The sequence below is a fragment of the Pyxidicoccus caerfyrddinensis genome, from assembly GCF_010894405.1.
Classification (GTDB): Bacteria; Myxococcota; Myxococcia; order Myxococcales; family Myxococcaceae; genus Myxococcus; species Myxococcus caerfyrddinensis.
Window position 1 is genome coordinate 18,398 of sequence record NZ_JAAIYA010000016.1, and the last position, 10,356, is coordinate 28,753.

4 protein-coding genes and 1 pseudogene are annotated in these 10,356 nt (G+C 72.2%); 2 read left to right on the forward strand and 3 right to left on the reverse strand.

Annotated features, from left to right (window positions below; all coding sequences use genetic code 11):
* Positions 1-6: 6 nt before the first annotated feature.
* Complete coding sequence (locus tag G4D86_RS32435) at positions 7-1,464, reverse strand: hypothetical protein (protein WP_163997969.1); 1,458 nt, start codon at positions 1,462-1,464, stop codon at positions 7-9.
* Positions 1,465-1,660: 196 nt separating this feature from the next.
* Between G4D86_RS32435 and G4D86_RS32440 the strand changes: the two genes are divergently transcribed.
* Together G4D86_RS32440 and G4D86_RS53935 are read left to right on the forward strand one after the other, a co-directional pair.
* The gene (locus tag G4D86_RS32440; protein WP_163997970.1) at positions 1,661-2,287 is read left to right on the forward strand and encodes an RNA polymerase sigma factor; all 627 of its coding nucleotides are present in this window, start codon (positions 1,661-1,663) and stop codon (positions 2,285-2,287) included.
* A 93-nt stretch (positions 2,288-2,380) separates the two neighbouring features.
* Positions 2,381-6,226, forward strand: coding sequence for a serine/threonine-protein kinase (locus tag G4D86_RS53935; RefSeq protein ID WP_163997971.1), 3,846 nt, complete (start codon positions 2,381-2,383; stop codon positions 6,224-6,226).
* A gap of 7 nt (positions 6,227-6,233) precedes the next feature.
* On the opposite strand, the gene G4D86_RS32450 is transcribed toward G4D86_RS53935, so the two are convergent.
* Positions 6,234-8,921: an FAD-dependent oxidoreductase gene (locus G4D86_RS32450; RefSeq protein WP_163997972.1), complete on the reverse strand. Its 2,688-nt coding sequence runs from the start codon at positions 8,919-8,921 to the stop codon at positions 6,234-6,236.
* A 16-nt stretch (positions 8,922-8,937) separates the two neighbouring features.
* Positions 8,938-10,356, reverse strand: a pseudogene (locus tag G4D86_RS32455) (hypothetical protein); the annotation flags it as partial.

The window sequence follows — 10,356 nt, forward strand, 5'->3', positions numbered from 1 at the left end:
CGTGCTTCAGGGAATCGGGGTGGCGACATGCCCCTGCGGGGGCATCGCGCCGGGAGGCGGCATGGGCTCCACGCGCGCCATGCCCTGCATCGAGCCCGGCGCGCGGCCGTCGCCGTTGGCCGTCGCCAGCTTCAGCGCGAGCACCGAGCGGCCCTTCAGCGAGAGGTTGCGCTGTGCCACCAGCTCGCGCACCGGCACGTCCACCGTGCCCACCAGCTCGTTGCCGCGCGGGTCGTCCATGTACACCTGGAAGGTGATGGGCGTCTCGTCGAAGGCGTTGCCCAGGATGACGAACTCCGAGTCGTAGCCCATGTAGATGCCGTGCTGCGGGGGCGTCGTCAGGCGCGTGCCATCCGGGAGCACCGCCTCGACGCGCAGTCGGGGCTGGTTCTCCTGGGGGATGGTCCTCGCCAGCTCCATCACCACGTCCGACATGCCCCGGCGCTCGGCCAGCGACGTCAGCTTCTGGGCGACGCGCGCGAAGAGCGGGCTGGCCGCGCCCACCCAGGCATTGCCGTCCGGACGCGCGGGCACCACCAGCAGCGAGCGCAGCGCGACGCGGTAGGGCCTGGGCTCCGTGAGCTCCAGCTGCCGCGAGGCATAGCCATCATCCTGCCCGGTGCGCACGGCGATGCGGTACGCCTCCGCGGCCCGGTTCCAGTCGCGGTTGCCGAGCTGCCGCTCGGCCTCGCCGAGGTTGCGCACGTACTCCTCCAGCGGCGCCGCCCGTCCGCCCTGCCGCAGGCTCAGCGCCGCGCGGTAGCGCTCCTGTGCCGCCGCCCAGTCATGGTTCACCCGTGCGTCGTCACCCTCGCGCGCCAGCCGCTCGTACTCCACGGTGACCCACTGCTCGTACTCGGCGGCGATGCCCTGCGCCCAGCCGGCCAGCGAGCCGTCCAGCCCGGCGACGAGCTGCGCCAGCTCATTCGCCGCGATGAGGTTGCGCTCCTGGCGGTAGCCCTCCGCCCGAGCACGGCCGCCGGTGACGATAAGGCGCCGCACCTCCTCGGAGCGCGTCTTCACGTCCGGGGCCTGCGACAGCTGCGTGGCCCGCTGCATCTCGTTGACGGCCTCCGGGAAGTGGCCGCTGCGCGCGTGCTCGGCGGCGCCTTCCAGCATCCCGATGGCCACGCGGTTCGCCGCGCGCATGCGGAAGGCGGCGATGTCCGCGTTGCCGCCGTCGATGGAGAGCGCGAAGTCGGACTCGGCCAGGGCGCAGTTCCAGTCGTCCACCTGCGCGCACGTCTGCGCGCGCTTCTGGGTGTCCTGGAGCGCCTGCTCGCGGGCCTGCTCGTACTTCGCCTTCACCTCCGCGTTGTCCGGCTCATTCGCCAGCGCCTGGCGGTACGCCGTGTACGCACCCTTCCAGTCACCCACGGCCGCCGCGCGGTCTCCCGCCTTCTCGGCACTCGCGCATGCGGCCAGCATGATGGCCGCCACCACTCCAAGCACTGCTCGCTTCATTCTGGGAACCCCTCGTCCAAGTAGGCCCGAGGATAGCCGAAGGCGGCGCACCTGGGCTGCCAGGGCCCCGAGTCTGTGAAAACCCAGGGGCCGGGCGGGGCCTGCTCGCCTGCTTCCGCTGCGTTCCTTCCGGTGACCGGCGCACGCGGCCTCGCCAGCCGCTGCTGGAGTCGCCAGATTCGAACCGGGGGACGTCATGGAGGCCGACGAGCGCGACGCACTGGAACAACGAATCCACCAGTACTGCGAGGAGGGCGACGTGGGGCGTGCCGTGGAGGAGGCCCTGTCCGGCTACGGCGCGGAGCTCATGCGGCTGCTGGCCTCCCTCCTCAACGACAAGGAGCGGGCGCGCGAGGCCTACGCCATCTTCAGCGAGGCGCTGCTGATGGACCTGCCGTCCTTCCGCTGGGAGAGCTCCTTCCGCACGTGGGCCCACCGCGTCGCACGCAATGTCGCCTACCGGCTGGCGGCCGCCCCGTCCGGCCGCGAGCTGCCCGTCAGCCACGGCGCGTTCGACCACCACGTCCACCATGAGTGGTCGCGCACGCGCCCGTGGCTCCGCACCGACATCAAGGAGCGCATCCGCGCCCTGCGCTCCCAGCTGGAGCCCTACGAGCAGACGCTGCTGGAGCTGCGCATCGACCGGCGGATGTCCTGGACGGACGTGGCGAAGCAGCTGGCGGACCCGGACGAGCCGATGACGCCCGAGGCGCTCGCCCGCCGGGCCGCCGTGCTGCGCCAGCAGTTCCAGCGCATCAAGACCCGGCTCCGGGCCCTCGCGCGCGAGGCCGAGCTGCTCTCCCAGGAGTCCACTCCCGCCTGAAAACGCATTCACATCCGCCCCGACGTGACTCTCTCCGCAAGGTGACTGACACGCGGAGCGGAAATGGCCGGAGACTCGGGTTCTAGAACGGGATTGCCACCCAACCTGCGTCCGTTCGCGCGGAGCAAGCGCTTCCGTCTGCTGGGGCGCATGGGCGAGGGCGGCATGGGCACCGTCTATCGCGTGCATGACCGCGAGCTGCGGCGCGACGTGGCCCTCAAGGTGATGCGCCAGTCGGGGCCCTCCGCGCTCCTCGCCCTGAAGCGCGAGTTCCGCTCCCGCGCCGGGCTCAGCCATCCCCACCTCGTCCAGTTCCATGACCTCCTCGTCGGTGACGACTACTGCTGCTTCAGCATGGAGCTGGTCGAAGGCCGGGACTTCCTCGGCTGGGTCCGGCCCGAGCTGTCCCGTGCGAAGCGACTGCCTCCCGTGCCGCACGAGGCCGGCGTCGTGCTGTCGGAGGTCTCCCCCTTGCGACCCGAGGACGCGCCGCGCCTGCGCGACGCGCTCGTGCAACTCGTCCGTGGCCTGCAGGCACTGCATGCGTCCGGGCTCGTCCACCGCGACATCAAGCCGGCCAACGTGCTCGTCTCGCCCGAGGGCCGCGTCGTCATCGTCGACTTCGGCCTGGCCACGGAGCTGCTGGCGGGGCCGCTGGCGCGCGTCGGCTCCTCCGCCGCGGGCACGCTGCCGTACATGGCCCCCGAGCAGCTCCAGGGCGGGCCGCTCACCCCGGCCTCGGACCTGTATGCCGTGGGGCTCGTGCTGTACGAGGCGCTCACCGGCTTCCGCCCCTTCCGCAACGAGACGGCCTACTTCCTGACGGGAGACACGGAGCTGCTCCTCCAGCGCAGGCGCGCCGAGCCGCCGCCCGACCCCCGCCAGCTCGCCCCCGGCATCCCGGACGACCTGGCCGAGGTGGCGATGGCGCTGCTCTCCCTCGCGCCCGGCGCGCGGCCGAGCGCCGGTGCGCTCCTGGCCCGGTTGTCGAGGGCGCTGCTTTCCGAGGCCGCTCGGCCGTGGGACGGAGGGGACGCCCTCTTCGGGCCTCCGAAGGCGTCCTTCGTGGGCAGGGCCTCCGAGCTGGCCGTCCTCGACGACGCGCTCCGGGCCGTCACGCGCCGGGGCCAGCAGCTCACGGTGCACGTCCATGGCCCCTCCGGCATCGGCAAGTCCACGCTGGTGCGCGAGTTCCTCCGGCGCCAGGGCGCGCCGCTCGTCCTCAAGGGACGTTGTCATCCGCGCGAGGTCGTCGCCTATCTGTCTCTGGACCCCATCGTCGACGCGCTGGCGGCACACCTCTCCACGCTCCGGGGGGAGGCCGTGGAGGCGCTCGTCCCCGAGCATGCACACGCCCTGGTGCGCCTGTTCCCCGTGCTGGGACGGGTGCCCGCGCTGCGGAGCGCCCCGGTACCCGACTCGCTCCCCGCGGACTTCGAGCTGAGCCGCCTGGGCGCCGAGGCGCTGAGGGAGCTGCTCACCCGCCTCTCCCGCACCGGCCCGCTGGTGGTGTGGATTGACGACGCGCACTGGGGAGATGCCGACTCGGCGCGGCTGCTGGAGCAGCTGCTGCGCGAGCCAGCTCCGCCCTCGTTCCTCCTCGTGCTCACGCTGAGAGATGGGGCGGACGGTGCCTCGGCTCCGGCGGTCGGCGCGAGCCTGCCCGCGTCCCGCATCCGCGAAGTGCCCCTGGGGCCACTGACGACGGGCGAGGCGAAGGTGCTCGCGCGGCAGTTGCTGCACGGTACGCACGTGAGCACGGAGGCCCTGCGCTCCCTGGCGGGGCAGGCCGGAGGCAGCCCGTTCGTCGTGGGCGAGGTGGCCCGGTATCTCACGGCCGCCATCAGCCGGGGCGTGGCGCTCGACGTCACCGCGCCGCTCGACATCCAGCGCGTGCTGGCCGAGCGGCTCCGCGCGCTGCCGCCCCCGCAGCGGGCCCTGGTGGAGGTGGCCTCCGTGGCCGGCGTGCCCGTGCCGCGCGACGTGCTGCTGTCCGGAGCGGGGATGGACGCGGGGGGGCGCCCGCTGGTCTCCGCGCTCTGCGATGCGTCGCTGCTGCGGCTGGGCGGCGGTGAGCACGCGGAGACCGTGACGACGTACCACGACCGCACCCGCGAGGCGGCGCTCGCCCTGCTGGGAGGCGCCTCGCGCGCGCGGCGGCACCAGGGGCTGGCGGAGGCGCTGGAGCAGTCCGGCTCCGACGACTGGGAGTTGCTGACGTCCCAGTGGGAGGGCGCGGGCGAGCAGCAGCGCGCCGGGCACTACGCGGTGCGTGCCGCCGACCGGGCCGCCCATGCCCTGGCCTTCGAGCATGCCGCACGGCTCTACGCGCGGGCCCTCACGCTGCTGGGCGCGGAGGCGGACCGGCCGACCCTCCTGGAGCGACAGGGCGACGCGCTCTCCAACCTGGGACGGCGGGCGGACGCGGCGGCGCGCTACCTGGAGGCTGCGGTCGCGCTCGGGGGCTCGGACGCCGAGCGGGTGCGCACCCTGAAGCGCCACGCGGGCGAGCAGTCCATCAAGTGCGGCCGCGTGGAGGAGGGCTGGCGGCTGCTGCTCTCCGTCCTCGCGGAGCTGGGCGTGCCCGTGCCACGCAGCCGGAGGCACGCGCTGCTGACGGCCACGTGGCAGCGGCTCCGCTTCTTCCAGACGCACCGGGAGCCGGAGGCCCGCGCCGTCAGCCAGCTTCCCGCCGGGGAGCGTCCCGTGCTGGACGCCCTGTGGACGGCGGCGTGCAGCTTCGCGCAGGTGGACCACGTGCTCGCGGATGCGTTCCGCATGCGGTACCTGCGGCGCGTCCTGGAGGTGGGGGACGCCTCCGCCGTGTGCGGGGCGCTGGCCTGCGAGGCCGCCATGGAGGCGCACCTCAAGGGCGGGTGGATGGACCGCCACTGCCGGAAGCTCATGGCCCAGGCGGAGCGTCTGGCGCGCTGGACGGGGCGTGCCTGCGACGAGGGCTGGACGTTGCTGGCGCGTGCCGTCCACGCCTTCACCCAGGGCAAGTGGCTGGAAGCGGTGTCCACGTGCGAGCGGGGAGAGACGCTCCTGCGCGAGCGGTGCACCGGCGTCACGTGGGAGCTGGACATGTTCGCGGCCTACCACCACGGCGCGCTGGCGATGCGCGGCGAGCTGGCGCTGCTCGCCGAGCGGCTGGAGTGGTGGCTGGCGGAGTCCACGCGGCGCGGAGACGTCTTCGGCATCATCGAGAGCTGCCTGGGCGACTGCGTCCTGCCGTGGCTCGCGCGGGGTGAGGGCGGGCGGGCCTGGGCGCTCGCGCGGGAGGCGCTGGACTGCCTGGAGCAGGGCTTCGCGCCCACGACGGCCGAGGCCTGCGCGTACCGCGTGGGGCACTCCCACCGCGTGAGCTACTGCCTCCTCCAGGCCCACGTCCATACTGGCTTGTACGCGGGCGAGCCCTGGGCGGCGTGGCAGGAGGTGCAGTCGCGGTGGGACGGCCTGTTCCGCGCCACGCCGCCGCTGCGCTTCTACGACGCGCACGTGCGGCACACGCGGGCCCGCGCCGCCCTCGCGGCGGCCGAGCAGTTGGAGGCGCGGCAGTCTCCTCCGACGGAGGTGGAGGCGCGCTGGACGCGCCGCGCGTTGCTGGCGGACGCACGCGACCAGGCCCGACGCATCAGCAGGGACTCGCTGGCGATGGCGCAGCCCCTGGCCGCGCTGGTGCGCGCGGGCGTGGCCCGGCTCGAAGGCGATGCGGACGCGGCGCGGACGCTGCTGGTCCAGGCCCTGGAGGGCTTCAGCGAGGCGGACATGGCGCTCCACCGGGAAGTCGCGCGGTACGCCCTGGGCGCGCTCCAGGGTGGGTCGGAGGGCGCGCTGTACCAGCAGCAGGCGGCGGCGTGGATGCGCGAGCAGGGCGCGGTGGACCCGCGAGCGCTGGCCGCCACGCTGGCGCCCGGCCTGGGGCTCCGGCCCCGCTGAGCGGAGCTCAAGGCGGGGGCGTGGGAGGAGGGGAATTCGACAGCGCGCGCAGGGCCTCGCGCACCCGCTCCAGGAAGGACTTCAGGGCCTCCAGGCCGCCACCCGGAGGCTGGAGGGACGAGAGGAGTGGCAGCGCCAGGGGCTCCAGGCGCAGCACGTCCCAGACGTGGGGCAGTCCGGCGGCGAAGAGCTTCGCATCCAGCTCACGCAGCGGCGCCATCTCCGGCAGCTCGTACTTCTCCGGGTCCCAGATGCGGCAGTACTCGCCCACGGGCGTCACCCGGAACTCGGGTGAGCCGGTCAGGGTTCCCTGGCCGCCGAACTCGAGCACGGTGGGGACCGACGCGGGCCCGGCCAGTCCCCGGTGCAGCGCCTCCGCCTCCACGGGCTGCTTGAAGGTCAGGTAGTGGTCGAGGATGGCGTTGACCGCGTGGCGCGCGGACTCGTTCGCCGACTCCATGGTGGTCATCCGGGTGAACGTCTTGAGGTAGGTCCCGGCGAAGATGAGCTTGTCCCAGTGGACTTGATAGCCACCGTGCGGGGCCTGCCACAGGCCCTGGGGGAGGCGCAGCTCCAGCACTGTCTCGGGCTGGAGTGGGTCCCAGGGCTCGGTGCCGGGCCGGCGCTCCCAGTCGCCCATGATGGGGATGAGGTAGGGCGCCTGGTTGTCCACGGGGCGCTCCTTGCCCGTGGCCTCGTCGGTCCCGAAGCGGATGTACCGGTCCAGGTGGTACCAGGTCGGCTCTGGCAGCATGAACCCGAACTGTCGGACCTGGGGCAGCGGCGCCTGGTGCTGCTCGGTGGCCTGGCGAATCTGCCGCCAGACCTCCTGGGCAATCTCGTAGCGGGAGCAGTCCGAGGGACTCTTCATCCCCGGCTCGTTCACGTACCAGTTGCCGATGTCCACGCTGAGCACCGCGGCGAAGCCGTCCTGTTCGAGCGACGGAGGCGTGGACCAGTACTGCTGGCTGCTGATGGCGGACAGGCCCCACGGTGCATCCAGGAAGTAGAGGTAGCCCTCGGCGAGCCGGACGTTGGAGGGGAAGAAGAACTGGATGCCGGTGAGCGTCTGGAAGCGGTCCCATGGGACGTGGCCCGGCAGGACGCCGGGAGTGCGCGGCTGCTCGGGCTCGGAGCCGCGCGGGTTGGGCGGAATCAGCGACGTGAAGCCGCGCAGTCCTTCGACGACGCCGAGCGGCGGCAGGTCCTTCGTCACCTGCTCCGCGGCCACCGCATCGGTGGCCACGACGTAGTAGTCCACCGGCTCGGGCTCTTCGACGCCGAACCTGCCGGGCCCGAAGGCGTCCTCCTCCTCCGGGAGGTCTCCTTGACGAATCCAGGCCACGAGGCGGCCGTCTTCACGGAGCTCGAACCGCGACAGCCTCGCTTCGTCGAACTCGACTCCGAGGGACTCCTCCAGGTAGCGGCGCCAGGGACGGAACCAGGCGGCCGTGGTGGGCCCGTTGAGGGTGCCATCCGTCTTGGGCAGCGGCAGCACGTTGTTGAGGTAGAGCTGCGCGAGCGTGTTGCCATTGGTGCGCGCATCGCCCCACGTGCCATCGAACGCGGCGAGCACTCGCGGGGCGAACTGCATGTCGTGCTTGAAGGCGGCGCTGTACGTGTAGCGGCGCGTGTTCGCCTTCGGGTCGAAGCCCTCCAGGTACTCCCACCAGGAGACCTTCTCGTAGTCGGCCTTCCTGCGCTCGGAGCAGGTGCTCATGTACCGCCAGATGCGCAGGGTGAACTGGAGCATGTCCGAGAGGGGGTAGCCGGAGGACGCGAGGTCCTTGAGGTCCTGGAGCATCTCCACGGGGCGGGTGGAGGGCGCGCGGCGCAGGAAGCGGATGCGGCGGCCCTTGGCGGCGATGCCGTAGAAGCTGGAGGGGACGAGGTTGTCGAAGACGCGGCGGCCGGTGGGGCGGCCCTCGTCGTCGAGGATGGGGATCTCCACCAGGGTGGAGAAGAGGTTGCGGTAGTACGAGGGGAAGAAGCGGAAGCCGTGCTCGCCGGGCAGGTAGTGCACCACCTCCAGCAGCAGCTCGTCCTTGTCCTGCAGCGGCGGGAGGGGCGCTCCCAGCTCCCGCGCGAGCTGCTCTTCCTCCTCGCCCATGATGACGACGCGCTCCCGCGAGAGGTGGGGCGAGGGCCGCTCATCCGAGGTGGTGGCGTTGTGGAGGAACTCCTGCACCGCGCTCGCCCTGCCGAGGCGCTCGCTGTAGCGCTGCGAGCCAGGCGAGCCCATGTCCCCGTAGCCCGGCGTCATCGGGACGCGAATCTGGAGGGTGCCGGGCGAAGGGCCGTTGAAGAAGCCGCGCCACACGACGAACTCCTTCACACTGCGCTGGTTCTCGATTTCCCCCTCTTCGGGCGTGGTGCCCGGGGTGAAGGCATAGCGGAGCTGGTACCGGGGATTGGCAGCGAAGGCCCCCTGGCGGGGGAAGTTCCCCAGGGCGCCCTTGGTCGCGCGGACGAGCTGCGAGCGGGCCAGCCCTCCCACCGCCGGTCCGCTCGCGCGCCGCCCCCGCTCGTCGTACTCGCGCGCGGGCTCGTAGACGCATACCCGGAAGCCCCGGCGGGCGAGCTCGTGCGCGGCCGTCAACCCGGCGATGCCCGCGCCGTAGATGTGGACGCGTCCAGGGCTCTCGAGTCCGACGGGCGAGGCAACGGGGTCCTGGTCCTCTGTCTCTTCGGCCATGCGGCGCTCCTTCCCGTCAGACGATGTTCACCATCGCTTCCAGGGGCCCGCGCACCGCTTCCACGAAGGAGCGCAGGGCCCTGGCGTCGTCCGCTGGCTCCGTCGTGAGCAGCGGCAGGGCCAGGGGCTCCAGTTGCAGCACGTCCCAGACGTGCGGCAGGCCTGCGGCAAAGAGTCGCGCATCCAGCTCGCGCAGCGGCGCCAGCTCGGGCAGTTCCTGCTTCTCCGGGTCCCAGATGCGGCAGTACTCGCCAATGGGCGTCATCCCAGAGGCCACCGCCTGCCCGCCAGGGGCGTCATGCGGCCTCTCCTGGTCCAGCGGCAGGTAGTGGGCCAGGTAGTGGTCGAGGATGGCGTTGACGGCGTGGCGTGCGGACTCGTTGGCCGACTCCAGGGAGGACGTCCGGCTGAAGGTCTTGAGGTACGTACCGGCGAAGACGAGCCGGCCCCAGTGGACCGGGTAGCCGCCGTGCGGCGCCTGCCACAGCCCCGCGGCAAGCGTCGTCCCTGGCCGCCCTGGAGGGGTAGGCGCCAGCGGGTCCCAGGGCTCGGGCCCCGGTCTGCGCTCCCAGTCTCCCAGGATGGGGATGAGGCGGGGCGCCCGGTTTTCGACGGGACGCTCCTTACCGGTGGTCGGGTGGGGCCCGAAGCGGATGAATCGGTCCACGTGGTACCAGGCGGGCTCTGGCAGTGCGCCGCCGTGTGAGGGGCCACCGGAAGGCTGCTCGGTGGCCTGCTTTATCTGCCGCCATACCTCCTGGGCAAGCTCATGGCGGGAGCACTCGGAAGGACGCCTCACTCCCGGCTCGCGCACGTGCCAGTGGCCGATGTTCACGCTGAGCATCGCGGCGAAGCCATCCCGGGCGAGGGTGGGGGGCGTGGCCCAGTACTGCTGGCTGTTGAGCGCGGACAGCCGCCACGGCGTGTCGGCGAAGCCGAGGCAGCCCTCGGCGAGCCGGACGGAGAAGGGAAAGAAGAACTGGATGCCGGTGAGTGTCTGGAATCGGTCCCAGGGCACGTGGCCGGGGAGCACGCCCGGCGTGCGCGGCTGCTCCTTCTCGGGCCCGCGAGGGTTGGGCGGAATCCGGGTGGTGAAGCCGCGCAGCCCGTGGACGACGCCGATTTCCGGCAGGCCCTCCGTCAGCCTCTCCGCGGTCACCGCATCGGTGGCCACGATGTAGTAATCCACCAGGTCATACTTCCCATTGTGCCTTACCGGGATCCACACATCCGGCTCTTCCTGATCCGAACCATTCCTCTTCACATAGGGGGTGAGGGGGCCCCCCTGGAGATCGATTCGGGTCAGCGTGCCCGGGACGAACTCGACTCTCAGGTGCTCCGCCAGGTAGCGGCGCCAGGGGCGGAGCCAGGCTGGCGTGGTGGGCCCGTTGAGGGTGCCGTCCGTCTTGGGCATCGGTAGCAGGTTGTTGAGGTA

Coding starts and splice junctions, on each gene's coding strand:
- G4D86_RS32435 (WP_163997969.1), bottom strand. CDS start 1,464: ATGAAGCGAGCAGTGCTTGGAGTGGTGGCGGCCATCATGCTGGCCGCA.
- G4D86_RS32440 (WP_163997970.1), top strand. CDS start 1,661: ATGGAGGCCGACGAGCGCGACGCACTGGAACAACGAATCCACCAGTAC.
- G4D86_RS32450 (WP_163997972.1), bottom strand. CDS start 8,921: ATGGCCGAAGAGACAGAGGACCAGGACCCCGTTGCCTCGCCCGTCGGA.